This is a genomic window from Microcoleus sp. Aus8_D2, assembly GCF_036702665.1.
Classification (GTDB): domain Bacteria; phylum Cyanobacteriota; class Cyanobacteriia; order Cyanobacteriales; family Microcoleaceae; genus Microcoleus.
Map to the genome: position 1 here is coordinate 107175 of NZ_JAUBUN010000011.1, position 26358 is coordinate 133532.

General features: G+C 45.2%; 13 protein-coding genes. 5 read left to right on the forward strand and 8 right to left on the reverse strand.

Going from position 1 to position 26358, the window contains the following annotated elements; translation table 11 throughout:
- Positions 1 to 166: 166 nt before the first annotated feature.
- Positions 167 to 511, reverse strand: coding sequence for a DUF4870 domain-containing protein (locus QUB64_RS11555; RefSeq protein ID WP_333273035.1), 345 nt, complete (start codon positions 509 to 511; stop codon positions 167 to 169).
- Between the two features lie 103 nt (positions 512 to 614).
- Between QUB64_RS11555 and prfC the strand changes: the two genes are divergently transcribed.
- A complete protein-coding gene (prfC, locus tag QUB64_RS11560; protein WP_333273032.1) occupies positions 615 to 2243 on the forward strand; it encodes a peptide chain release factor 3 in 1629 nt (542 codons plus the stop codon).
- Between the two features lie 582 nt (positions 2244 to 2825).
- Here prfC and QUB64_RS11565 read toward each other — a convergent pair.
- Positions 2826 to 5762 carry a tetratricopeptide repeat protein gene (locus QUB64_RS11565; RefSeq protein WP_333273030.1) on the reverse strand — a complete coding sequence of 979 codons (2937 nt, stop codon included), beginning with the start codon at positions 5760 to 5762 and terminating at the stop codon, positions 2826 to 2828.
- A gap of 534 nt (positions 5763 to 6296) precedes the next feature.
- Here QUB64_RS11565 and QUB64_RS11570 point away from each other — a divergent pair.
- Both QUB64_RS11570 and QUB64_RS11575 read left to right on the forward strand, forming a co-directional pair.
- A complete protein-coding gene (locus QUB64_RS11570; RefSeq protein ID WP_333273027.1) occupies positions 6297 to 8753 on the forward strand; it encodes a zinc metalloprotease HtpX in 2457 nt (818 codons plus the stop codon).
- Positions 8754 to 9941: 1188 nt separating this feature from the next.
- Positions 9942 to 10508, forward strand: a complete 567-nt coding sequence (locus tag QUB64_RS11575; protein ID WP_333273024.1) for an RNA recognition motif domain-containing protein — start codon at positions 9942 to 9944, stop codon at positions 10506 to 10508.
- 499 nt (positions 10509 to 11007) lie between these two features.
- Here QUB64_RS11575 and QUB64_RS11580 read toward each other — a convergent pair whose 3' ends face one another.
- The 6 genes from QUB64_RS11580 to QUB64_RS11605 all read right to left on the reverse strand — a co-directional run bounded on the left by QUB64_RS11580 (position 11008) and on the right by QUB64_RS11605 (position 23910).
- Positions 11008 to 12069: a hypothetical protein gene (locus QUB64_RS11580; protein ID WP_333273022.1), complete on the reverse strand. Its 1062-nt coding sequence runs from the start codon at positions 12067 to 12069 to the stop codon at positions 11008 to 11010.
- A gap of 253 nt (positions 12070 to 12322) precedes the next feature.
- Positions 12323 to 18619: a CHAT domain-containing protein gene (locus tag QUB64_RS11585; protein WP_333273019.1), complete on the reverse strand. Its 6297-nt coding sequence runs from the start codon at positions 18617 to 18619 to the stop codon at positions 12323 to 12325.
- Positions 18620 to 18899: 280 nt separating this feature from the next.
- Positions 18900 to 20096, reverse strand: a complete 1197-nt coding sequence (locus QUB64_RS11590) for a tetratricopeptide repeat protein (protein WP_333276628.1) — start codon at positions 20094 to 20096, stop codon at positions 18900 to 18902.
- Positions 20093 to 21952, reverse strand: a complete 1860-nt coding sequence (locus QUB64_RS11595) for a CHAT domain-containing tetratricopeptide repeat protein (RefSeq protein WP_333276630.1) — start codon at positions 21950 to 21952, stop codon at positions 20093 to 20095. Before QUB64_RS11595 ends, QUB64_RS11590 begins: the two co-directional genes overlap by 4 nt.
- A 31-nt stretch (positions 21953 to 21983) precedes the next feature.
- Positions 21984 to 23141: a DUF1822 family protein gene (locus QUB64_RS11600; RefSeq protein ID WP_333276633.1), complete on the reverse strand. Its 1158-nt coding sequence runs from the start codon at positions 23139 to 23141 to the stop codon at positions 21984 to 21986.
- A 25-nt stretch (positions 23142 to 23166) separates the two neighbouring features.
- A complete protein-coding gene (locus tag QUB64_RS11605; protein ID WP_333276635.1) occupies positions 23167 to 23910 on the reverse strand; it encodes a hypothetical protein in 744 nt (247 codons plus the stop codon).
- A gap of 887 nt (positions 23911 to 24797) precedes the next feature.
- On the opposite strand from QUB64_RS11605, the gene QUB64_RS11610 reads away from it, so the two are divergent.
- On the forward strand, positions 24798 to 25154 hold the full coding sequence (locus QUB64_RS11610) for a hypothetical protein (protein ID WP_333276638.1): 357 nt from the start codon (positions 24798 to 24800) through the stop codon (positions 25152 to 25154).
- A 31-nt stretch (positions 25155 to 25185) separates the two neighbouring features.
- Entirely contained in the window at positions 25186 to 26112 is a 927-nt protein-coding gene (locus QUB64_RS11615; protein WP_333276640.1) for a ricin-type beta-trefoil lectin domain protein, read from the forward strand.
- Positions 26113 to 26358: the final 246 nt, after the last annotated feature.

Genomic DNA, 26358 nt, shown 5'->3' on the forward strand with positions numbered 1-26358 from the left:
ATAATTCGTTTGTAGTGAGGACTTTAGTCCTTATTTATAAAAATCTCAGGACTAAAGTCCTCACTACGAACCACAGGATTTTTACAGGATTTATCAAACAATTAAAAACCCGGTTTATGCAAGAAATCGGGTTGTTTAAAATCGATGGTGAAGCGCGATTTGCTGTCTAAACTATGCGGAAAATAAAAGGGTAGCGGTAAGGTTGGTTAGGATCTTGCAAAACGTGGAGGATAGCCATGATTGTCAGTCCCCAATGCAGCAGATAACCTAGGGGCACTAGGATAAACCCGGCCAGCCCGAAAGTCACTACAGTTAAGGCCACAATCACAGCGCTGTACAGCCATACATTCAGGTGAAAATTGATTGCTTCTGTGGCGTTTTCTTTGACAACGGGGTCATCAGATACTAACAATACAGCGATCGGCGCTCCGATCGAGAACAGTAAGGTGCTGAAAAAAATCGCCCCGTGACACACCAGTGATAGCAGCTTCCGCTTGTCGGAGTCGTACATATGGCTTTTATTCCCTTGACTTTAGCAATAAGTTTACCTTTAATAGTCACTCTAGCACAGGCTATAATGGCGATCGGGTGATGATTCCCCTACCTAATTTGTGATGACAACAGAACTCGAAACTGAACTGCTAACTGCTGTTGAGCGCCGGCGCAACTTTGCGATTATCTCCCACCCTGACGCGGGGAAAACTACTTTGACAGAAAAGCTGCTGCTCTACGGAGGTGCGATTCATGAAGCAGGTTCTGTGAAAGCGCGGCGGGCTCAACGACACGCTACTTCTGACTGGATGGCGATGGAACAGCAGCGGGGAATTTCGATTACTTCTACTGTTTTACAGTTTGAATATCAAAATTATCACATTAATCTGCTCGATACTCCCGGACACCAAGATTTTAGTGAAGATACTTATCGCACTCTGGCTGCTGCTGATAATGCGGTGATGCTTGAGGACGCTGCTAAGGGTTTGGAACCGCAAACTCGCAAGTTATTTGAAGTTTGTAAGCTGCGACGTTTGCCTATTTTTACTTTCTTTAATAAGCTCGATCGCCCTAGCAGAGATCCTTTGGATTTGTTGGACGAAATTGAGAAGGAATTGGGCTTGCAGACTTATCCGGTGAATTGGCCGATCGGTACGGGCGATCGCTTTAAGGGTGTTTTCGATCGCAGAGGGCGCAAAATTCACTTGTTCGAGCGGAGTCAACACGGTTCTCGCGCGGCGGTTGATACTGTAATTGAATTGGGCGATCCGCGCATTGAGGATTTGTTGGAACAAGACCTTTACTATCAGCTTAAAGAAGAGTTGGAACTGCTCGATGAGTTGGGAACTGAACTGGATTTAGATTTGGTTCGGGCTGGGAAAATGACTCCGGTTTTCTTTGGTAGCGCGATGAGCAATTTTGGGGTGGAGCTGTTTTTAGATGCGTTTTTAGATTACGCTATGAAGCCGATCGCCCGCAACAGCAGCGCCGGAGAACTTCCGCCAACTTACGAAGACTTTACCGGGTTTGTGTTTAAGTTGCAAGCGAATATGGACCCGAGACATCGCGATCGGGTGGCGTTTATTCGGGTTTGTACCGGTAAGTTTGAAAAAGACATGAATGTGACTCACGCTCGGACTGGTAAAACGGTGCGTTTGTCAAGACCTCAAAAATTATTTGCTCAGGATCGAGAGTCGATCGAGGTTGCGTATCCCGGCGATGTGATTGGTTTGAACAATCCGGGGGTTTTTGCGATCGGCGATACTATTTACACCGGTCAAAAACTCGAATATGAAGGGATTCCCTGTTTTTCGCCGGAACTTTTTGCCTTTTTGAGAAATCCCAATCCTTCTAAGTTTAAGCAGTTCCGAAAGGGTGTTTCGGAGTTGCAGGAAGAGGGCGCCGTACAAATTATGTATTCGGTTGACGAGTCGAAACGCGAACCAATTTTGGCGGCTGTGGGACAGTTGCAATTTGAGGTGGTGCAGTTCCGAATGCAGTCGGAATATAATGTCGAAACTACGATCGATATGTTGCCTTACAGTGTAGCTCGTTGGGTTGATGGCGGTTGGGATGCGCTGGCAAAGGTTGGACGGTTGTTTAATACTGTGACGGTGAAGGATAGTTGGGGACGGCCGGTTTTGTTGTTTAGAAATGACTGGAATTGCCGTCAGGTGGAGGGGGAACATCCTGTTTTGATGTTAAATGCGATCGCGCCTGTGGCTTCTGGTTTGGCCGTTAGCGCGGAGTAGGGAAACCCTGATAAGACCGGGCGAATGGAATTCGCGGCGACACAAACACTCACGCGCCTCCGCGGGTTGAGGAAAACACGATCGTTGAAATTACGTTATTGTCTTCAGTCGGCGTCCGGCGTCCAGGATCGTTTGTGTAGACGCGGTTTCAACCGCCGTCTCATTTGGTAACTTTGTACCGATTAGGACTTACGCCGCGCGGGTGGCCAGAAACCGGGTTTTTTCGAGAATTCTTCGTTGTGATTCGCAGATTTAGGGAAAAACCCGGTTTCTTTGTCTGCGTCCGTAAATCCTGCGCGCGGGGCCAGAAACCGGGTTTTTTCGATAATTCTTCGTTTTGATTCGCAGATTTAGGGAAAAACCCGGTTTCTTTAAGTCCTGCGCGCGGGGTCAGAAACCGGGTTTTTACGATAATACTTGGTTGTGATTCGCAGATTTAGGGAAAAACCCGGTTTCTTTGTCGGAGTGGGTAAGTCCTGCGCGCGGGGCCAGAAACCGGGTTTTTTCGATAATTCTTCGCTGTGATTCACAGATTTGGGGAAAAACCCGGTTTCTTTGTCGGATTCACTCGTTCGCATCAAGCTAACTGCTGATAGTATCCTCACGCAAATAATCGAGAGATTCTTGCAGCGAATCGCGCGTATTGCGAACCGAATCGTCATTAGGATTAATGGCTAAAGAGCGATCGAACATTTCCAGCGCCTCTTGCCAATTCTTGAGTGCTTCCTGTCTCTCAGATAATTTTTCTGGCAAATCACCCAGACATCGCAGCGCATTCCCTTTGTTGGTGAGAGCAACGATATCATCCGGTGCAATAAGTAACACAGAATTATAGGCTGCGATCGCCTCAAAGTAAGACTGTTTTGCCGCCTCAAATTCACTTAGCTGTGCTTGCAATTCACCCAGACATCGCAGCGCAATCCCTTTGTTGTTGAGAACACCGATATCATCCGGTGCAATAAGTAAAACAGAATTCAAGGCAGCGATCGCCTCAAAGTAAGACTGTTTTGCCACCTCAAATTCACTTAGTTGTGCTTGCAAATCACCCAGACTTAACAGCGCCTTCCCTTTGTTGTTGGGAGCACAGGTATCATCCGGTGCAATAAGTAAAGAAGAATTACAGGCAGCGATCGCCTCAAAGTAAGAATGTTTTGCCGTCTCAAATTCACTTAGCTGTGCTTGAAATTCACCCAGACCTCGCAGCGCATTCCCTTTGTTGTTGAGAACACAGATAGCATCCGGTTCAATAAGTAAAGCAGAATTCAAGGCAGCGATCGCCTCCAAGTAAGAATGTTTTGCAGCCTCAAATTCACTTAGCCGTGCTTGCAAATCACCCAGACTTCGCAGCGCATTCCCTTTGTTGTTGAGAGCATTGATATAATCCGGTGCAATAAGTAAAGCAGAATTATAGGCTGCGATTGCCTCTGAGTAAGACTGTTTTGCAGCCTCAAACTCACTTAGCTGTGCCTGTAAATTACCCAGACATTTCAGCGCAATCCCTTTGTTCTTGAAAACGTCGATATCATCTGGTACAATAAGTAAAGCAAAATTATAGGCGGCGATCGCCTCAAAGTAAGACTGTTTTGCAGCCTCAAATTCACTTAGCTTTGCTTGCAATTTACCCAGACTTTGCAGCGCATTCCCTTTGTTGTTGAGAGCATTGATATCATCCGGTGCAATAAGTAAAGCAGAATTCAAGGCCGCAACTGCCTCTAAATATTCCTGTCTTGCTTCTATATATCGAGCCAACTCAGCATAGTAAGCTCCCTCCGATCGCGAAACTCTACCAAGCCAATAATCACTTTTAATCCACAACTCATCTCTAACTTCCAGCAGCGCCTCGCATTCCTTATAGCGACTCTTTTTCAAAGCTTCATCAAACACCTCTACCCACTCCTCCACACCCCGCTGCCAATCCAAGCGATTAACATGATAAATTGCCTCAGCCCGATTCCCCAATTCCCGATAATGCCCCTCTAAAACTCCATGAGCTCTGCGAGTTTTCTCGTTATCCCTATCCGCATCCAAGCGCCGCAATAAATCGTGAATTCGATACCACCTTTCACCCCGCTGCGGCTCTTTCCACACAAAGGAAAAACTCGTCAACATCTCAAAATTTGCACTGCTAGCTTGGAAGTAACAACCTGCTCCCAATCTCATGTACAAATCCTCATCAAAAGCCCGACAAGCACTCAAAGAATGCACAGCCGATCGCACTTCGCGATCCACATACATCAACAAACGATCCGTTAACTCCGCTGTCTTATGTTCCAACTTCCGAATCCGCGGAAAATCCGACGACAGCAACTCAATCCCCCTGCGCCTTTGGGCCAACACCACATCCGCGCACAAACCCAAATAAAACGGATGTACCTGCAAATTCTCCCAACTCTCATCGGGATTAATGCTGGCATATTTAATCACAGCATCCGCCAAATCCGGCTTGTCAATCTCCACTTTATGCAAATAATCCTTAGCATCAGCCGGAGACAAATGCCAAACCAATTGTGCATCGATATAATGTTCGGGAATTGGAAACCTCGGCGCCTTCGGCCACCGCAATTGTGCGACTGGGGAATCACGCCCCGCCACAGCCACCACAATCCCCGATTTGAAATCCAATGCCCTCAGCAACCGCCGAAACCACTCATCTTGATACCAAAACTTTTCACCCTGAGAATTGCGTTTTTCATCCCACAATTTCTCGTGAGTATCGAACAGCATCACAAGGCGTTCGGGTTTTTGTTTCCCAGCCATTGCCGCATTCAAATCCCCTGCAAACAATTTCGGCAAACAGTCGATTAACTCAATATCAATATCTTTACGGCGAATTTCATCTGCTTGTTCATCGCTGACACCGAGGCGCGTTTGAATTAACTTCATCGTGCGCTTAATGCCGCCGAATTTATCGATCAATTTCAGCCCCGCCGCCACTTGCGACACCACGGGAAATCCGGCAAAGGTTTCGACTACAGGTGTTAAAAAATCAATTAACTCATTGGGGAAAAGTTGGTTGAGAGTTGCGTCTGACTCGCCTTTGTTCAGCAAATACCAAAAGCAGGCAAAATCATAATTAGGAAACTTAAATTTATATTTTTTAGCGGATTCTGCCAGATTGCGCCGCAGCATCAGCAAGCCGTAAAATCTATCTTGGGGTTTATCTTCTTTTATCGGTATCAAGCCGAAGTCGTGCCGCACTACGGGTATGGGAGTGTATGTTTTGGCTGCTGCGTAGCGGACGAAATCGGCAACTTCGGCGGCTTTTGCTTCTGGGATGTCGCGCAATTGTTGCCAAACTTCCGGCGTAAATCTTTTGCAGCAGTGAAACTGCAAGTGTTTGAGCAGCAAGGATTTGCCGTTTCCTCCATCTCCGTAAAAATACAATATTTGTTCGCGCGGGGGGTCTTCGTTTAAATAAAAGGCAAATCGGCGGGTAATTTCGTGTCTGTCGGTGAAAAGTTGCAGTTGGCGATCGTCGGCGATCGATTGGCTTTCAAAGTCTTCGTCGTCAATGGGCATATTTGTTGGGATTTGGTGATGATTTAGGTTTGGGGCTTTGGTGTTATTTTAACTCGAAAGTATTGAAGATTGGAGTCGGCGGTTGAAACCGCTTCTACACAAACGAAGTCCGCCTTCGCGGACTAAGAAATAAAAGGGAGTAGGGTGCGTCAGATGGCAAAACCTAATTGTTTTGCATATACCAATTCTGACGCACCTTATGTCAGTTGAAAAAAGTAATCCTACAAAATAAGTATTGTTTGTTTTGCGAGTTTTGTTTTCCCGGTGCGGATCTATGAGATTGTCGATCGCATTCAGGGATTTTTCGCTCGGCGACACACCCTACGACTACAAATATTAATATCTCTACGAAATAAGTGTTGTTTGTTTTGCGAGTTCTGTTTTCTCGGTGCGGATCTATGAGATTGTCGATCGCATCCAGGGATTTTTCGCTCGGCGACGCACCCTACGACTCATTTTTATGAGAAAGGCTATAGTTGCCGCACTGCCTTCAAGTGAGGTTATCTTAGACAAGACGCGATCGCAAGCACAGTTATGGCATCTCCAAACAATCAAAATTCGGCGGATTCATCTCTGAAACAGTCTCTGGAGGCTGGGTTAGCTGCTTTGAAACAAAAAGATTACCAACGCGCGATCGCCCTTTTGGAATCCGTCAGCCAAACCGCAGCAAATCAACCGCCCGGAATCCGCGCCCAGATGGGGTTAGTAGCGGCGTACAAAGCCACCGGTAATCTCAAAAGCGCGATCGCCCTGTGCACTTCCCTCACCAAAATCTCCAACACCCAAATCAAAACCTGGGCCGATCGCACTTTAAAAGAATTAACCCCACCTCCCCCTCCAAAAACACCGGAAACTCCACCTGAAACAGGCTTTGTCGCCTTCGATTCAGGAACCAAATCGGCGAAAAATACGCTGAAGGGCGATCGACTAACCGCAGACAAAAAAACTGGATTTTTACCGTTAGAGCCGACTACCACGCCAGTAAACACCAAATCAACACATATTTCCCCGCCACCTCCACCCCCCAAACCGCCGATTCGCCCGACACTAGAGGGCGGGCACGGGGGCACCGCCCCTACAGAAACCGCAACCGATGCAGAAAATAGCGACGAAAACAGTTCCGGTTCCCCAACAGATACTTACGAACTTACTTGGCGCCAAGCGGGGCGCGCGAAAAGCCCGCGCCCTCTCAAATCGCTAAAGTTGCTGAATTTTCGGATTGAAGCTTTGGGAAGTGCGATCGCCCTATTTTTCCTAGCCCGATTTGTCCTACAATTCCTGCTGACAAACACTAATTCTCTATTAGTTCAGCTTTATATATTTACTAGGGTGCCAATTTTCCAGCCGATTCAGCTTTTTTACCGAGATCCAACTTTGTTTCTACAGTTTGTTTTCGGATTGCTTTTGGCCTCATCTCCCTGGCTGACAGACGCACTCCTAAAACTATTTGGCGGAATCGAAACCCTGCGCGCCTCAGTTTTATCCAAACACAGCAAAGAAGCGACGCGCGTACTCCGCAGTTTTTGTACCAAGCAAAATATGCCCACCCCTGTGCTGAAACTGTTGCCGCTGAATGTTCCTGTGGCTTTCAGTTACGGCTGTTTGCCCCGTTTTGCTCGGATTGCTGTCAGTCAAGGGCTGTTGGATCAACTCACGGATGATGAAATTGCCACTATTTTTGCGCGGGAGTTGGCCCATATCGCCCATTGGGATTTTGCGCCGATGTCCCTGACGATGCTGGTACTTCAAATTCCTTACCTTATATATTGGCAGACTGCTTACTGGGGCGATCGGTTGTGCGATCTAATGACGATCGACTTTTTGCGTTCTGCTGTGAGAATTGTAACGGCTGCAATTTCTGCCACGAGTTACGGGATTTATAAGTTGTTGCGGTGGCCGATGTTGTGGTTTTCGCGCCGTAGAGTGTATTTTAGCGATCGCACGGCGGCAGAAATTACCGGCAATCCTAACGGTTTGACGCGGGCACTGACTAAAATTGCGATCGGCATTGCTGCAAATATCGAACAGCAAAAACAAACAAGCTTTTTTCTCGAAAGTTTCGATTTATTGTTACCCGTCGGCGTCGCACAAGCTGTAACCCTTGGTTCTGCTGCGTTACAGGCCCCGCTGTCACAGATTTTGCTGTGGGATGTCACCAATCCCGATCGCAATTGGTTGACAATTAACAACACGCATCCTTTGCTGGGAGAGCGTTTGAAGCTGTTGGAACTCTACGCTCAATTCTGGAAACTGGAGACTGAATTAGATTTGGCGAGTCTGTCGCCCGAACCACCCAAGAAAGGAAAATTGTCTCTGTTTAAGTCAATACTCGAATTTAAAGACTCAAAACTCTTTTTACAGGGTGCGCCGTTTTTTGGGATTCCGATGAGTTTGGCGATGGTGGCCCTGCTGTGGCTGATTGGCGGGATGTTGTCGAGGACGAGTATTTGGCTGCTGGATTGGCTTTGGGGCGATCGATCGATTATTTGGGGCTGTTTGCCGATCGGATTTTGTCTTGGTACTTTGCTGCGGATTAACTATTTTTTCCCCGACATTACCCCACGAAAAACCGCTTCGCCGAGTTTACCGGAAATTTTGTCAAATCCTGAAAGTCTGCCCGTAGATGCTCAACCTGTGCAGCTTTCCGGGCAACTTTTGGGTAGGTCTGGTATTGAAAATTGGCTCGGACAGGATTTAATTTTGCAAACGGCGACGGGTTTGGTGAGGTTGCACTATGTTTCGAGGATTGGCCCGATCGGCTCTTTGTACCCATTTTTGCTCAAACAGACGACTCGCCCCAGTGATTTGATCGGAAAACCGGTTGTGGCGACTGGTTGGCTGCGCCGAGGCGCTACTGTGGCGATCGACCTGGAAACTCTCCGCAGTCAATCCGGGAGAGTCAGTGACAGCGGACATCCGATTTGGTCGGCGATTTTGGCCTTTGCTGCTGCTTTTTGGGGCGCATACATTATTATGCAGGGCGGAACATGAGATTATTTTTGATTTTTGATTTTATTTATTGTAGGGTGCGTCAGGGCGGAAGGTCGCGACCACAGACTCTGAATTTTCTCCCTGACGCACCCTACGGTCTAGCTGGTATGAGCAATAGTTATCAGATTGCCGCACGAGTCGGACACAACCCCCAGCCGGAGATAAGTGTTGAGTTAAATGGCCCATGGGCGATCGATCTTCTTGGTGTTCGGCCCGCACCCTATGGGATATTCACGCGCAGCACGCATCCTTCTTCCCTCTTGCTACTAACTACTGACTACTAACTACGGACTACGGACTACGGACTACTGACTGCGGACTGCGGACTGCTGACTGCGGACTGCGGACTGCTGACTGCGGACTACTGACTGCTGACTACCCTTCGTAAAGAAAAGTTGCTTTTTTGCCGACATCGTGTTACATTTATTTACATATTGGATTGAACCAAATAGCGCAATAACTTCAATTGGCTAAAATCGTTAAGGCATTGCGTAAAAATTGTCAACCTCCCAACACAGCAAGTTCAGCCAGCCGCTTGTCGGCTGTTTTTTTTCGACAGCCAATTTAGCTCTGCGGGATGAATTCAGAAAAATGATTCAGATGCGGTTTTCGTTCAATTGCCGGTGAAATCTTCCTAAATAACTAGCTCTGTTACCAAGGCTGTGATACCTTTAAAGAATGGTCGGACGCTGCCGGGGCCGATTTCAGGTACCGGGTAAGTGAGTAGTCCTCAGCATTAGGAGCGAGATTAGGGGTGAGGTAAGATTACTGGCTGAAAAAAATGTTAGCGATTTTATCCCTCACTGTATTAGACTGAATACTGGCATTCCGATCGCTTGCAATTGACATCCTTGGACATAAATTTCTACACGGCCCTGGCTATAAACATTCTGAATCAAAACCGGAAGCAAGTAATACAGAATAGCCAATAGCCTCAACATTTGAGTGATGACTAAAAGTTTACACAACAACCTGAGATTTAAAAGCTCTCTGCATTGGCGGTTAAGTTCCGGCCCGATCAGAGTAAATCATCTTTTTGTTCTAAAAGGTGGGGGGATCTGTCAAGGTTGGTGGGAGGAATGCGCGAATTCTGCGGTTATCTGGTGTTTCTGGGGGTCAATATTCAGTTGACTTCAGGTAATTCTGTTCGAGCAAATTAATTAAAATCCAAGTCGGGAGGAATTTTTCATGTCTATTCGTCTTTATGTTGGTAATCTACCCAAGGAACTCGATCGCCTAGAATTGCAAGAAGTTTTTGCACCCGAGGGCGAATCTGTTACCACAAAGGTAATTACAGACCGCAAAACTGGTAAATGCAGAGGCTTCGGTTTTGTGACGGTGCTAACCGACGAACAAGCAGATCAAGTTATTGAGAAATACAACGGCTTGATGTTCAAAGAAAACCCGCTGAAAATAGAGAAGGCTTTACCCCGCTCTAAGGGTAAATCTGAGAAGGGCGAAGACGATCAGCCGCAGTCATCGTCGCCTGCTTCGCCGCAATTGGTGTCGGCGTCGCCGTCGCAGCCTGTACCTGCGCCGCAGCAACAGCAGCGCTCGGCTCCCCCTACCCAAGGTGGAGGCGGCGGTTCTAGCAAAAGCAATCGCCGTCGGGGTGACAACAACAAGTCTCGCCGCAATCAGTCAGCAACAACGGTTTCGAGCGCTGATACCGGCTCGGTGCAGCCAGATCCGCGCTGGGCGAGTGCTCTGGAAGAACTCAAGCAAAGATTGGTGGAAGCTCAGACTACTAATTAGTCGAAAATGGCGGCTAATTGCTGCTGTATTTCGACTGCGGTTGACTGATTTTATTTGGAAGTGCGATCGAGAACCTGTTAAACAGCCTGTTCTCGATCGCACTATTTTATTGCAAAAAACCTCTACTCTAATCTAGCAGGGACAATATTCGTAGGGTGTGGATCCATGCTTAATCTCTAGCATTCAATCGCAAATCTCATGGAGCCGCACCTTTTGAGATTTTAGATTGAGGGATTGAAGGACAATATTCCTAGGGTGTGGATCCATGCTTAATCTCTAGCATTCAATCGCAAATCTCATGGAGCCGCACCTTTTGAGATTTTAGATTGAGGGATTGAAGGACAATATTCCTAGGGTGTGGATCCATCTTTAATCTCTAGCATTCAATCGCAAATCACATGGAGCCGCACCTTTTTAGATTGAGGGATTGAAGGATTGAGAGATTGAGAGATTGATTAGTCAATACTTCATCTTTCCCTCGCTCCGCTATAAGTCGTGTTTATTCGAGGGCCGAGAATTCGATAGTCTCAATAAACTCGAAAATATTGTTCATAATCCCCTCAACTTCAGACTCAAGGGAACCCAATTCGTCCTTGTCCTGATAAATTCGCTGACAACTTACCGTGTAGCAAAAATCGTCAGCGATAAAAGCCATAAGTCCCCGGTAACAATCCAGCCGAGTTAGAGAGCCGTCGTTTTCTTGCACGCTGAGAGTTGCGCCCGCCGGCAAATCGACAACCGCAAAATAAGCTTCTTCATCTTCTAAATATTCCGTGTGGAGTAACTTAGAGTTGGCAACATTAGTAAAAATTGCCTGAGAAACAAAATTGTCGAGAAAAGACTTGAGATAAGCTTCCTCGCCAACAGACTCGATTTCTGCTCCCACTTCACTAGCAATTGGAAAATAATCAATTTTCAGCAAAACGCCAAAGTCGTCAGAAAATGCCACACAGCCTTCTTCCTCGTCAATTCTACCGCCTTTTTGCTCGTCAACTGGAATCGGGACGCTAAAATTGCCTTCAGGAGATACGTACAATGCCCCATCTAAATCTAAATCAGGCTCTTCGCCCTCTACTTCCGAGTATGCAGCAATTACATCCTCGATAATTTCCTCAGCTTCCTCATCTTCCACACCTAATACTTCCTGGAATTCCTGGATAAAAGGCAGGTGCTTCTGGGACAATTCGCCATCTGCGACAAACATTGCTGCGGTGACGGCAAAAGTATCCAAAACAAACTCATCTGGCACTGATTCCCAAGCAGTATGAAATAATGCTCCTAAACCGTCTTTAGCGATAATACCGGCGAGTTTTTGAAGCATTGCTGACATATCATCTTCCGAGAATTCAGCAAATATTTCTGAGTCCCAAAGTATGCTTTCTAAGATATCTGCGTCTGCGTCAGGGGAATTTGCCTCCGCTGCAACAAGTGCGATCGCAGCGACGGATTCCTCTGGAGTCAAGCTGGCTTCGGATTTGTCTTCAGAATTGAATATTTTAGTAAAGTTGCTCATAGATTTTGCTTCGCTAAATAGTTTAGTTTTGCCTTTGGCCTGGAGCATCTGATTTTTGCAAACAAAAAAGTTTTTTTGACAGTGCTTTCCCCGATCGCACAATCATATACAAAGCATACGAGCGGAGACAGGACTACAAATGCAAAAATGAGATGCAGCCAGTTTTGCTATTCATACCAAATTTATGACATCAAAAGGTAGTCGTCTGGGATACATTTAGTTACTTGTTTATGATAAAATTTGTAAATACTGTTGCATGAATTTGGGAAATTGGTATGAAAATTAAATGCGTGCTAGCTGATTACCAAGGACTGCCAATTAGCGTAAATCCGGCCCAATATTTCGGGTGAGATAAATCTGAATTTGCTACTTGTCGAGCTTTGGTAAGATCGATCGCCCTTTGACTCCCCACCAACTTACCATCTTTAATGACTAGCTGTTTGCGAATCATCGCCAGTTGAGCTTGTCTGAGGGCTTCAGCTTTAATGGGAGCCGATCGCAAATTAGCATAAAACTCAGTCATCAGCCCCAAAGTCCCGAAATCATTAACTTTCCACAAACTCGCCACAGCCGATTTTACACCGCTGCGGACTGCCAATCCCGCAAAACCCATTTCTGCTGTACTGTCGCCGATCGCACTTTCGCACGCACTCAGCACCAATAATTGTACTTGCCTGCGATCGTACCACTTCGCCAACCGAAATTCATCCAGCGCCAAAGAGCGCTTCCACAAATCAATCTCAGCCTCCTTCCGTCCGTTTTGATTGAGCGGAAAGCTGGCGTGAGTAGCTAAGTGAACAATGTCAAACGCCTGTTGCTGCCGCTGTTTGGTGAGATTTTCCAGGGTAAAGTCTTGATTGAGAAAAAACCGTCCGGGCCACAAGGGGAATTCGGCAGGATTTTGGTTGTTGCGGATGGTATCCGCGATCGCCGATAATTCGATCGGCACTGCACGCAACTCATCTTTATTAGTATGGGGAAATAAGGAAGCGCCCATTGCTAAAACTTGAGCGTTTTTCAAACTTTGATAATTGGTATTAGTCAAGCTGACACTGGGAATTGAGCCGAGGCTGTACTTTTCTACTAAAAATTGCTTGCCATCGTGGAAAGCTGCTAGCGGTAATTGTCGCAAACCCGCATCGAATGAAAACACTAGGGTATCGACATTTAATGCTTCTAAATCTGAACGGATCGGCGCAATTAGCCACTGGTAAAGTTGCTGAGCATTTGTCAAATATTCTCCATTTTCCGAATCATTTGCCTTAGCTAACGAGCCGTGAAAACTTTTCACTGTTTCGAGCAAATCTTTGCTGTCAACAGAGATGTTTCTGATAATAGGAGGGCCGTCGGGAACTACTAAGACTAGCGACAATTCTTCGATACGGACGATCGCGTAAACAATCACAGCTTGCTTCCCGGTTTCCTCCTTGATAGTTTTCAGAGTTTCTCTCAGATATTCAACCGTTACTTTTTTGTCAGTGAAATTATCCCCATAATAATTTTCATAGTCTTGTTCAAAGAGTTTATCAATTAGGGGGACAGCATCATTAGCATTGCCTCGATCTAAGGTTTGTTCGACGCTAAATCTGCTGATTTCTAAGGGAATCAGATTGGGGATATCTGCCGGTGGGGGAGTTTCGGCGATCGGAGTTGGTGCGGGCGCTGGAGTTGGTGCAGGCGCTGGAGTTGGTGCAGGCGCTGGAGTTGGTGCTGGAATTGGTGCTGGAATTGGTGCGGGGACGGGTGCGGGAGTTGGTACAGGGGCTGGAGTTGGTGGCGGAGTAGTTTCGGGAATGTTTGCCGAGGAATTAGGTTCGATTTCCTCAACGGGCGGCTCAATAGCAGGCGCAGGATTAGGAGTTAAGACTATCCATCCATCGGGTTTTTCTGTAGCAGAAGAACCAAGTTCTGGCGGCGTTTCTGGCGGTTTTTCTGGCGGCGTTATTAAGGTAATATCCGGTGTTGTTTGTGGAGGTGGTGTGAGGGAAAAATTGTTTTGGGGATTGGGAAATTGCCAATCAAAAGTTTGGCTTCCGGTTTCAGGATTTAGAGTGATGGTGGTTTTTGCTCCTAATGAATTGCCAATTAAAAAGGCTAAATCTTGTTGCGGATTTTCGCTTTGGGTGGGTGCTATTGCGGCTGGGGGAATGGGTGCGGGAATGGGTGCGGGAATGGGTGCGGGAATGTCTGAAAAAGAGGGTGCAGATACTGGTGGAATTTGTGCTACAGGCGGGTTGTAAGGCGATTGTAGGGGTGCGGGTGTTGGATTTGGCGCGATCGCACTTGGAGGAGCCATCGGGCTTGGAAGGGCGATCGGCGCAGTGAGTTGGGCGATCGGGGGAATTGCGGGGGCGGCGGGTATGCGATCGGCGGCGCTTGGTATTGTTGGGGGTGAGGGCTGTGTGCGGGGTGTGCGGGGCGGTAATGTGAAGAAATTGGTGTTTAGTAGTTCTTCGATGGGGGAAAAATCGATCGGCGGGGGTTCGGGTGTTGGGGATGGGGATGGGATTGGGGCGATCGAGATTGCGGGTGTTGGGGATGGGCTTTCGGGTGTTGGATTGGGAGTAGGGGCGATCGGGCTTTCGGGTGTTGGAGTGGGAGTAGGGGCGATCGGGCTTTGGGGTGCAGGCTGCCGCGTGGGTGGACGTAAAGGTGCGAAAGTTGCAGTGGTTGTCGGCGACGGACTCCCAATGGTTATAACTCCAAGCGCAGCAGTTGCAGGCGCAGGCGATAAAGTAGTTGCAGGTGCGGGCGATGCAGTAGTTGCAGCGGTTTCAGGCGCAGGCGATGCAGTAGTTGCAGGTGTTGGCGCAGGCGATGCAGGTGTTGGCGCAGGCGATGCAGTAGTTGCAGGTGTTGGCGCAGGCGATGTAGTAGTTGCAGGTGCGGGCGATGCAGTAGTTGCAGGTGTTGGCGCAGGCGATGCAGTAGTTGCAGGTGCGGGCGATGCAGTAGTTACAGGTGTTGGTGCGGGGGATGTAGTAGCCGCAGGTGTTGGCGCAGGCGCAGGCGCAGGAGTCGGTGTTGCTGAAGGAGTCGGTGTTGCTGAAGGAGTCGGTGTCGCTGATGGAGTCGGTGTCGCCGATGGAGTCGGCGCTGCTGAAGGAGTCGGTGTCGCTGAAGGAGTCGGCGTTGCTGAAGGAGTCGGCGTTGCTGAAGGAGTCGGTGTCGCCGATGGAGTCGGCGTTGCTGAAGGAGTCGGTGTCGCCGATGGAGTCGGCGTCGGTGATGGCTGAGGATCTGGAACAGATATGACTTGAATCCTTTCTGTATCTTGTTTATGTGTATAAAGATAGCTGTTACCCGACGAAATCGTTGACTCAGCCGTGCCATTTCCCCTAGTAATAGCACCAGCACTTCCGTTAGTTGTTGAATTGCCAACAATAAAAGGTGTAACTCCATTACCGCCGTGACGCACAAAAATTGTACCGCCTTTATCCCCAGCACCTCCCGCAGCGGAAATGCTAGCAGCCACCCCATTTCTATCTATAAAAGAGTTTACCGCCCGAAAAAACTTTTCACTCCAAACATAGATATTCCCACCTCTACCATTACCAAGGCTCTGACTGTCAATTTGATTCACATTAATATTACCCCCAGCATTTAGACTAATATTTCCACCGTCAGTAGAGGAACTTGAGTTAAGATTCCCCGTTTGAATTGTTCCCTTCTCGCTGTACAAAGAAATCCCCAATGGCGAGGTGATATTTCCCGTGGTAATAATATTATTAGTAGTAGTAATGTTAATCGCTGTGGTAGTTGTGGAAATATCGTTTTGAATATCGATGCTGTTAAGAGGAGCTATACTGCCCACAGCATCTAAAAACTGAGCCACTCCCGCATCAGGTTTGACAGTCAGATTGTACGGCCCATCAACTGTAGAGTTACAAGTAATGTCACCTGTGCCGGAAATCTTAACAGAGAGGTCATTCGCCAATCTTACCGGAGCGCTAAATGTAATATTATTGCGGTTAGTTTCTATATTCCCTGAAGCAGTAATTGATTCCTTTGCCTTGAGATCAATATTGCCACCAATCACATTAGTATTGGTAGAAAAAGTGCGGGAATTAATAGTAAAAGTAGCCAGATTTCCTTTAGCATCTATGGCTACATTTCCACCTTTACCATTGGCTGCCGCAGTAATAATTGGGCCAGCAGTTGTGTTAACATTACCGCCACTTTGAATGCGAAGATTGCCACTATTGGCGTTGAAACCGCTTAATAATAGAGCACTACCAATTTCGCCTGTATTGATATTGCCCGTGGCTTCGAGGGAAATATTACCGCCATTATTGCCTCCTATTGCGTTGATAAATCCAGCAGTGGTATTTATCGCACCACCGCTTTTGAGAGTAATATTTCCACCATTATTATTGCCTACAGTAAACAGATTTTGAGTAGTGATAGAGCCATTGCTATTAAGATTTATTGACCCACTTTGTTGCTGAGCTTTTGACGCGACAATAGTAGTCGTAATATTCCCGCCAGCATTTACATTAATATTGCCACCAGTTTGAGTTGTGAATGGCGGAGGCCCAGGTACATAAGCACCGGCAACCAACTGATTTGTATTGATATTACCATTAGTATTAGTAATATCAATCTTGCCACCTTGTGATTTAGACTCAGTATTTATACTCCCAATGTTAACATTTCCATTAGTATTAGACACAATAATATTGCCACCACTGCCAACCGAAGAACGAGAAAATATTGGATTAGCAGGTGATATTTGAATACCATTTTGAGCTTGAACCGTAATATTTCCACCTTTGCTGTTTTCACCATCGGCATTGAGCGAATCCAAATTGATCGAACCACCACTCTTGAGACTTATTGCACCACCTTCTTGCCTACCAGTCGTAGAAATTTGATAACCATTAATATTGCCATTAGCCTCTAATCTGATTGCACCACCGTTATCATTGTCAGAATTGGTTGATACCTGTGTACCACTGAGATTAATATTCCCTGCTCTACTTAAAATAGAAATATTGCCACTAATCCCTACACCATTATTAGTGACTCTAGTATAGATTATGCCAGTTGTAATATCATTTTTAGCTTCTAGATAAATAGAACCTCCTTTTCCGAATGTAATTCCTGTATCTAATTTGTAAGCAACATTATCTGGTTGAGAATTTCCATTGTTTAATCGGCCACCATTAAGATTTATGCTTCCTTCTGTACTTACGATCGAAATATTGCCACTATTGCCACTTGTTGAACCCAAAAGAAGAGTTATTATCTCAGCACTAGTAATATTATTCTTAGCTTGTAGAGTAACGGAACCGGCATTACCATTATTTGCTCTACTGTCCAAACCTCCGGCACTGGTATCGATGGAACCTCCCATGCTAGTAATCGAAATATTACCAGAGTTTCCTGTCTTGACATAACCAGTGACATATTGATCGAGTGCAGATTCTAAACTGGCAGTGAAAATATTTTGTTGAGCGTTGAGTGTAATATTACCAGCATTGCCATTATACGAATAACTAGATAAAGTACCAGCAGTAGTGTTTATGCCTCCTGCTGTGCTGGTAATAGTGATATTGCCTGAATTTCCCCTGCCTAATGCGCCGAACCATTTAGTATTAATATCTGTTGTAATAATATTACCTAGAGCCTGTAAAAGTACGGAGCCACTATTGATTTTATCAGTTGTAGATAAGGTACTAATAGTTCCCTTGAAAACAACATCTCCATTTTTTAATTGAGTCGTCGAACCAGTTAATACTACGTCCCCTTGAGAATTAACTGTGACTCCCGTTACATTTTCCCCTCCACCCGTCAACAACTTTGGCAAAGATGTAACTGCCAACACCCAAGTTTGAGGCAAACTACCAGCCACAGATTGCGGCTGAATCTCCAAACTCAATAAATTTCCAGGCTGGCTAATTCTGACTAAATTTTGACCTGGTACAGCAGCAATAGTAATATTGCCTGCGGGTGCAGAAAGTTGTCCGGTACTCAAAATTGTGCCGCCCAATAAAGTTAAATTCTGCCCTTCCTTAACTGCCAAACTACCAAGATTGATAATTGCTCCTGGTTGTAGATTTGTAAAAGCAAAAGTGTTTGGACTTCCGAGTAATTGTGCGTAATTATTAGTTCCAGCAGCGCTAAACCAGTTATTGCCGAAACCGATGCCTGTCGCAGTAGTCGCGGTGAAAGAACCGGGAATATTCAAGCTCGAATTTGCACCGAAAACAATCCCCGATGGATTCATTAAAAATAAATTAGCATTGCCGCCCGTAACTTGAATTATCCCGTTAATTATCGAAGGATTGCCACTGACAACTCGCCCGAAAATATTGCGGATATTGGGATTTGAGATAAAATTGGCAGTTTGTCCTTGAGTTAAACCAAACTGTTGGAAACTGTGAAACAGATTTGTGCCATCGCTGGATTTTTGGCCTCCTTGGATGTTGAATTGGTTGCCGTTGGGAATGATTTGAGTATTCGTGCCGTCGGTGGCGGGGGTGATTTGGGCTGTGGCTGTTTGGGATGGGGTGAAAAGTCCTGTTTCGCAAGTTGCTAAGGCGGTGAAGGAGAGGAATGTTAGGAGAAATAGATTTTTGGGATCGGCTGATTTCATATTTTTTGTTATTATATGATAAAGTTATTAACAATACATAATATCACAATCCTGTAGGGGCGGGTTCACCGAAATATATGACACCCAGTGACGGTTTATAAAACCCGCCCCCGCCCCACGAAAAATTAATAATTAATTCAATTTAATCCATCGGTGGGGATGTTTATTGGGATGATTTGTTGGGTGGGGGCGGGTTTATGCAGATTGTTTGTCGGTGACATAATTAATGGTGAACCCGCCCCTACAAATTCTGGGTTTTACGATCGCAAATTTAGTATTACTATTGCCTATCTTTTCTCCTTTGGGCATCTTGCAATTGCTTGCCTATCTTTTCCACCATTGGCAAATCTCCCAAACTTTGATATCCCTCTTTTGCTAACTGCAAATACTGTATCGCTTCAGCATACTTCCGCATGGATGAATAAACCTGTGCTAAACCGTAACGCGCGTCGGTTAGCTCTTCGATATCATCGGATTTAGCTGCATCGATCGCCCTTTTATAGTATATTTCAGCCTGGGGCATCAGTTGCGATCGCTCTCGATACATTTCCCCCAGCTTCCGGTAAATGGGCGCTGTCTCAACTCCCGCTGCTGGTAAGCTTTCTAAGGTTTCTATTGCTTCGGAATTCAAGTTCGCGCTACCATAAACTTGTGCGATCGCTAATTTCTGACTCGCTGCATTCGATACCTGTTGCTCGATCGTCCGCACGGCCTCCTTAACCCCCAAAACCTCCTTCTCATCCAGCAAACGAAACTCTGTATCTCCCTCTACGAGAGGACTTTCCGAAGAAACCCCCGTATTCGCCTCCACAATCAATCGGTACTTAACACCCGGTTTCAGCGCCGGTTCCCCCGGATACACAGCCTCAGTACCGTTAACCGTCATTTCCCAATTTAACTTTGCTCTATTTTCGAGAAGACTCAACTTATAGCTAGTCGCACCCGCAACCGAATTCCAGCGCAAAGTCGGCTTATTTCCCAGCAATTTTGTCCGCCTCGGACTGATTATATAAGGAATTGGCGCATTGTTCCAAGCAATTTTATCATCACCGCGATCGGGACAATGAATTAAGTTTTTATTGCACTCATCCTTCGACTTATCGCTAGCCAACAAACAGCTATTCAATTGATTTTCGCCCGCTTTAATTGATTTAATTCCTAAATCTGCACATTGAATCGTAATTTCTCCATTTTGTGAAGTTTGCAGTTTGTCGCCCGGATAAATTGGCGTACCGGCTGTCGCCCGAATCTTTCGGCCATCATGACGTTGTAGCTGCACTTCGCCGCTAATATTTAGGATTTGTCCGTTGGGTATTCTTGTTGTTGCTGCGCTTGCTGGGGAAATTATCGGGTTGTTAGCGGAGATTTTGGATAAACTTGTATCAATTCCCGATCGCACATGAGGTAGAATATTGACTGAAATAAACGTACTTGCGATCGCACTTGCACCCATAACAACAGTCGTCGGTTTTTTCATTGACTTTTTCCTGTTATTCGTAAACGTTCCTTTGCGATTTGGATACACTCATCTTGTTCTGGTATCCTGGGATTGGCAGTTTTCAGCGTTTCTTGCCAATGTTTGAGTGATTCTTTCGATTTCCCTTTAGCTTCGAGTACCTTCGCTAAAAGACATTGAGCTTCTGGAGTTTTACTGTTGAGAGATATTGCTTTTATTAAATCTGCTTGCGCTTCGTCGTATCGCTTTTGGTTTAAGCGCAACCAGCCACGATTTTTGAAACAAGCTGATTTCACTCCATCGTGTTTAGTGTTTTTTAAGCAAAGTGCGATCGCCTTTAAAACATCTTCAGGTTTATTTTCCAGTAAGAAGGATTTGGATATTTGAGCGTGAGCTTCGGGAATTCCACGCCAGACTGCACTTTGCATTGATTCTCGCTCGCATTTGCGATCGCTTAATTCTTTGCAAAGCTCGGATAAGTTATAGTAGGGTTCGCCGTTAGTGGGGTTAATTAACGCAGCTAGATTGTAGGAAGCTTTAGCGATTAAAAATTGATTGCTGCGATGCTTTTCCACTCCAAATGCGTTAATCGCAGATGCCAGATTTGGGCCGATAAATGGATAGCCGATCGCCAAACCGGCTAAACTGATGCTGGCACGCTGCATAAATTTAGTGGAAATGGTAAATTGTGGGTAGTTTGGGCGATTATCCCCAGTTACAGCATCTGTTTCAGGTACGAAAGGGCGATCGGCTTCCGGCTGCGGTAAAACAAACTCCTCAAACGTCGGATGCTGACACAGCATTGGAATCCCGCTCGCACCCGGAAATTGAGAATCCCATTTCTGCAACTCATCCTTAGCTTTTCGCACTGCTAAAAACAAAAGCTCTCCCGCAGCCAAATATGTGAATAAAGACTTCACAAAATCGTGAGCAACTACATCAGGTAGCGGCGCGCGCATCACAATTATCGACGGTAAATCTAAACCCTCAGCAACTATATCTGTCGCAATTCCCAAGCTAGAACAAGAGTTGAAAATTAGCAACTGCAAGCCTTTGCTAATCGCTTTTTTTAAACCTGCTTTTAAATCTTCTACTTTAATACTATTGTCATCAGGATTTTGATTGATATACAGCACTCCGTTAGCAGCATTGTTGTCGCTGTTGCTGTGTCCGGCAAAGAAGAAAACTTGCCAACCTTTATCGTCAAAAAGGCGATCGTGCAATTCTTGAGGAGTCGGCTCTTTGAGAAAATTTAATTTGCAAAGCTCCCCTAAACTATTTTGTATAAATTCTCGATCTTTCTCAATATCAAGTCCCTTACTATTCCCAGCAACACACAAAATTCTGCCTTGGGAAGGTAGAGATATTTCTGCTGTGGTTTTCTGTGGATTTCTTTGGCCATATTCTGAGGAAGTGGGAATTATTTCGCAGTTAGCGTAAGCTTCGCGAAACGCCCACGAATCCCAAGGTAACTCCCAAATCTCAGAGCGATCGACTTCTAAAAATATTTTAAAACATTGAGATACATTGCCGATGTGCGTTCTGAGATTTGACTCAATTCTCCTACAAAATTCGTCAGCCTCCAGCCACTTTTTCATGTGTTTCTGCAAGTTCCGATATACGGCTTCAGGTTTGTCCTCATAAATGTTTGTAACTCCTGTGGATTTGACCTTGATCCGATCCTCACCACTTCGAGGTTTAAGCGCTTTACACATTATTTTCCATCTTTCCTGCAATAGCGCAATTTCAGGTGCTGGTGGCAGGCTTCCCGAAAATTGAATTAAGGTTTTTTCTGATTCTTTGATTTCCGCTGTGACGTGAGGAAAACCGTCGTCTAAATTTCCAGAACCCAAAACCAATATAATACTCTTACTCATAAATTCGAGGTGAGTGTAGTGATTTTCAAAATCATACCACAAAATTTTCTGTTACGCTCAAATCATTTAGAGCTACTCGGATGCTAAAGCTCTCTTCGGGTTCTACCTCAAAATCATTCAGCAAGATACACAAATCTTCAACCGTTGATTCACTTTTGTGTAAGATTTTTCCCGTGTCGGATATTAACGAGAGTTTAGTATGGGGTGGGAGGTAGCGTTGTCCGATCGCCGGATGCAACTGAACATGAACTGTAATAGTGCGATCGCTCTGTTGGGCGATCGCCACCAACAAAGCCACAGTTGTCCTACCCAACTGCATTCCCAAATCAATCAATCTAGCCCTCGCAACATCCGCTTCGGGAAATCTCTGCTGGAGGCTGGCTTGTCCCCCTGATAATGACAAATTTTGTCTCGAATTTCCACCACTTCGGAATGCAAAATTTGGAGGCTCATCAGGAAAAATTGCCTCTTCTAAATTTTGCTTACCTTGGTCAAATTTTTGCCAACCTGTTTCAACAACATTCTTCAACCAATTACCTAAATTAGATTTGACCGGATTTTCAATCTCAGTGGGTTCAGTCTCCGGCTGCGGATCGAAGATCGATTCAACAGACTGCCAATTTGATGTAAATATATTCTCCAACCACTGACGCAGATCGACTTTAGATTCATATATTTTTTCAAGGTGAATCAAGAAGTCATCCAGGGAATGTAAATCTTTCAATACTAATTCGCCAGTCTCCGCAGTTGGAGAAAATCCCAACAATCTTGCTTCCTTTTCTTCCTCATCAATTTCTACGACTATATAACCGATGCGTTCCTCCCTCGCCTCGGTGGGAACACGACACATTTCAGGTAAATTTCCAGATAAATTTTGATTGCCATTTTCTGCCTTTTGCTGTACTCTTCTAATTGCGCGACACTCAATTTTTCCCAATCCTTTAATATATACATCTGCCACATCTTCCAGCAGACGAATTACTGAGTTCCAGCTATCGCATTCAGTCAAGTCAGTATCAATATCTAAAATTCTTAAATAATCGGCGACTGCCAACACTGCCAAAGTATTAATGTAAATTTGTTCTACTTTTGGGGGATGTTGGTGCTCGGAAGCAAATTGCCATGCTAGACGAATTGCCTTTGGGGTAATTGGCATTGGCAATGATTCGGTTCCGCTAGTATTCTTCATTTCCCTTGTTTAACTCCTTGTATGATTAATAGCCACGTTTTTCTCGAAATTCTTGCAAGCAAGGCCGACATTTGTTTCGGTAAAAGCCATAGATTGTAGGATAAGCACAGCCAAACTCTGCTGCTATTGTGGTAAAATCTTTGCCAAATAACCTACTTCTCAATATAACTTGACAATTGATATCTTTTCTGCCTCGAACGTACTCATTTAACACTCCATCAGGATTGGTTTCGATCCATACTTGAACTTCTTCAAATGATTGAATACATTCGACTAGATGAGTTTCATCCGGGGCGGGTAAAATATCGATGCGATCGATCGGCGTTCCGTCTTCTAAAAAATGCTCTCGATCGTCTCTCCTGCTATTTTCTCTAGCTACCTTCACAGCCCAATTTTTTAGTCTCCACTTGAAATAATTATTGAACCAAGTTATGACATTGCTGCGATCGCGATCGTACTGAGTGCCAGTGCCGCATTCACACAAATTGCTACAGAAAAACTCCCACTGTTCTTGGACAGCATCTTCATAGTAAGGTACATTTTCCTTCCAGATCAGACCGGAGTTTTTCATTTTAGTGACAAGCTGATTCAACAAACGTTTTCGCTTCCAAGGGTTAGAGGACTCCTGGCAAGTTTGGATGACAAGGCTGTTGAGCTCTTGATATAAAAGTTGTCGAGTCGATAATTTAGAGTCTCCTGAGCCCGGAACAGCATCGGAATCGTCGGATGAGTGGTCTTCCCCCTCGGAGGGGTTGGATTGATCGTTCATAGTTAAGTGCGGCCGCAACTTTGTTCCTACATTTACTTATCAGGGTGAGTTGGGAAATTTTATGCGAAATTTCCAAGTTTTTTTTGTAAATTTGGTTGAAAGCTTTGCTGTGCGGTTGATGTAGCTATTTTAGTGTAGGTTGAGTTTTGTAAATAGGTCGATCGCCCATGTCGATTTATAGACAGACTTGGGAATCCCGCTTCAACTCCCGAAACCAGCTCTTTTCTGTGCTTTCACGCAGTCTTTACAAATTTGTCTCAAAAAAAAGTTGAGTTTTGCATAAAACTACCGAGTCGGCCCTGATAGATAAGTATGAGCGACAGTTAGGCGGTTGGGGCGATCGGGCTTCAACCCCCGAAATCAACTCTTTTCGGTGCTTCCACGAAGTCTTTACAGAATTTCTCAAAAAAAATTGAAATTTTGCATAAAACTACCGAGTTGGCCCTGATAGATAAATAAGGACTTACGCACCAAGCTCAAGAAACCGGGTTTTTGGCCTAATCTCCTGGTAACAGCGAATAATTTTCGTAAAAACCCGGTTTCTGGCCACCCGCGCATAAATCCTATGGTGCGATCGACGATCGGGCGGTTGGGGCGATCGCACTTCAACAGCTAAAACCAGCTCTTTTCAGTGCTTCCACGGAGTCTTTACAAAGCTTTACCAAAAACAAGTTGAGTTTTGCATAAAACCAGTGAGTTGAGACTGATAAGTAAACAGGAAAGATTATAAGACTGTTGGTCGCATTGAGAGTTATGTAAAAGTGCGAGCGAGCCTAATTTTCAGTTGAGCAAGTTTAGTAATTATGACACGTATGTGCGGCGTGTCTGCGGAGTCTTTTTGTCAATTTTTCAGCAGACTTTGTATCTAGGACTATAGGACAACAATCATGGCTATTCCTGATATTGAATCAGATGCTGTATTTCTTGTAAAGCCAAAATCAAATCGCTCCCACAAAATGTCAAAACCAGCTTTTTTGGGTTGGCGATTTACTCTGCTAATCGCTTTACAATTAGCAATTTTATCTTTAGGAAAAAAAGCACAGGCAGGAGGTGGAGAACCAGTAGATTTAGACTCAGAGACTCGACCAAAAACAATCAATGCTACTGCCAATATTAAATGGGAGAAATGGAGTCAACCTTATTGGTTGAATTCCCAAATTTGTCGAGAAAAAAGTGGCGATATTGCCTGCTTTAGTTCTGACACTGCTAGAAAAATGGGCTGGAAGATCCCAGAACGTAATTAATCAAATCACTCATCAGTAAAGGATTCGGATTATGAATTTCGATCGAATTCAAAAAATGACGGTCATCGCGATTGCTAGTATTTCTTTTGGTTTGACCGCTCAAGCAGCTCAAGCAGCAGAAACTTTTCAGGTAAATGGCGGATATGCACTGAATACAAACAACTCTTTTCGGTTGATTGACGGGACTCCTCGAATGTCTCTTTATCAACATAACATCAACGACCCTGACCAACAATTTGAACGTTTACCGGGTAGCAGTAGCGCTAGCACACTGTTACGTCACGGTTCTACAGGAAAGTGCTTAAATGCTCATTATCTTGCCAATAATGCCGAAATAAATGTTTGGTCTTGCAGCGCTGCCGATCCCGACCAAAACTGGAACTTAGTGAATCTTCCTAGTGGGGAATTTTTAATCCGCCGAAATGGAACTAATTTCTGTGTTGATTCTCCTACTCGTACTAATACTGGCAGGATTCATCTAATTACGTGCGATGCTAATAATGCGAACCAGCGTTGGAAAAGCACTACTACAGGGTCAAATCAAAGTCGTATTTTACAGCGTGCCAAAGCCTGGGTAGATGCAAAGGTTCCATACAATCAGGGTACTTACCGTGATGGATATCGCATGGACTGTTCAGGTTTTATTAGTATGGCTTGGGAACTAACAGCATCATTTGTGACTGGCACTTTACCGCATACAGCAGTCAACAATGCAGATGATTTGCGCCCTGGTGATGCGATCAATAATAAACAGGTGGGCAATTATGGTCATGTCGTGATGTTTGTTCAGTGGAGCGGTGACTGGAATCAGGGCAAAAGAAAGTTTATTGCCTATGAAGAAAATGGTAGTTACGGTAAGACAGTCCAAACAACTTTGACCATGGAAAAATTTGGTAATGCCTGGAATATTAAGGAATATCCTAATCATGCCCCTTGGTATCTGCAACGCAAACGATAAGCTCACGCTGTTGTAGAATCTGATTTCAGAATATCCTAGTGAGTTGCATAACGGGAGTTAAAACTTGTTTTAATTCTCTCTCGTTAGAGAACCAGTTTGACATCTTGCGAGCGATATGGTATCCACAGTTGAGTGGCTCGCAGCAGTCAAGCAGCTCGCGGCCTAAAAGATGTCAAATGGGTTCTATACGGTTATTGCAACCGCAGATATTGGCAGATAAACGCAAATGAACGCAGATAGAGTTTT

What these genes read in the sequence shown, in the direction of transcription:
- QUB64_RS11585 (WP_333273019.1), bottom strand. Translation starts at nt 18,619, where the DNA reads ATGAAATCAGCCGATCCCAAAAATCTATTTCTCCTAACATTCCTCTCC.
- QUB64_RS11600 (WP_333276633.1), bottom strand. Translation starts at nt 23,141, where the DNA reads ATGAAGAATACTAGCGGAACCGAATCATTGCCAATGCCAATTACCCCA.
- QUB64_RS11605 (WP_333276635.1), bottom strand. Translation starts at nt 23,910, where the DNA reads ATGAACGATCAATCCAACCCCTCCGAGGGGGAAGACCACTCATCCGAC.
- QUB64_RS11555 (WP_333273035.1), bottom strand. Translation starts at nt 511, where the DNA reads ATGTACGACTCCGACAAGCGGAAGCTGCTATCACTGGTGTGTCACGGG.
- QUB64_RS11565 (WP_333273030.1), bottom strand. Translation starts at nt 5,762, where the DNA reads ATGCCCATTGACGACGAAGACTTTGAAAGCCAATCGATCGCCGACGAT.
- prfC (WP_333273032.1), top strand. Translation starts at nt 615, where the DNA reads ATGACAACAGAACTCGAAACTGAACTGCTAACTGCTGTTGAGCGCCGG.
- QUB64_RS11595 (WP_333276630.1), bottom strand. Translation starts at nt 21,952, where the DNA reads ATGAGTAAGAGTATTATATTGGTTTTGGGTTCTGGAAATTTAGACGAC.
- QUB64_RS11570 (WP_333273027.1), top strand. Translation starts at nt 6,297, where the DNA reads ATGGCATCTCCAAACAATCAAAATTCGGCGGATTCATCTCTGAAACAG.
- QUB64_RS11575 (WP_333273024.1), top strand. Translation starts at nt 9,942, where the DNA reads ATGTCTATTCGTCTTTATGTTGGTAATCTACCCAAGGAACTCGATCGC.
- QUB64_RS11610 (WP_333276638.1), top strand. Translation starts at nt 24,798, where the DNA reads ATGGCTATTCCTGATATTGAATCAGATGCTGTATTTCTTGTAAAGCCA.
- QUB64_RS11615 (WP_333276640.1), top strand. Translation starts at nt 25,186, where the DNA reads ATGAATTTCGATCGAATTCAAAAAATGACGGTCATCGCGATTGCTAGT.
- QUB64_RS11580 (WP_333273022.1), bottom strand. Translation starts at nt 12,069, where the DNA reads ATGCTCCAGGCCAAAGGCAAAACTAAACTATTTAGCGAAGCAAAATCT.
- QUB64_RS11590 (WP_333276628.1), bottom strand. Translation starts at nt 20,096, where the DNA reads ATGAAAAAACCGACGACTGTTGTTATGGGTGCAAGTGCGATCGCAAGT.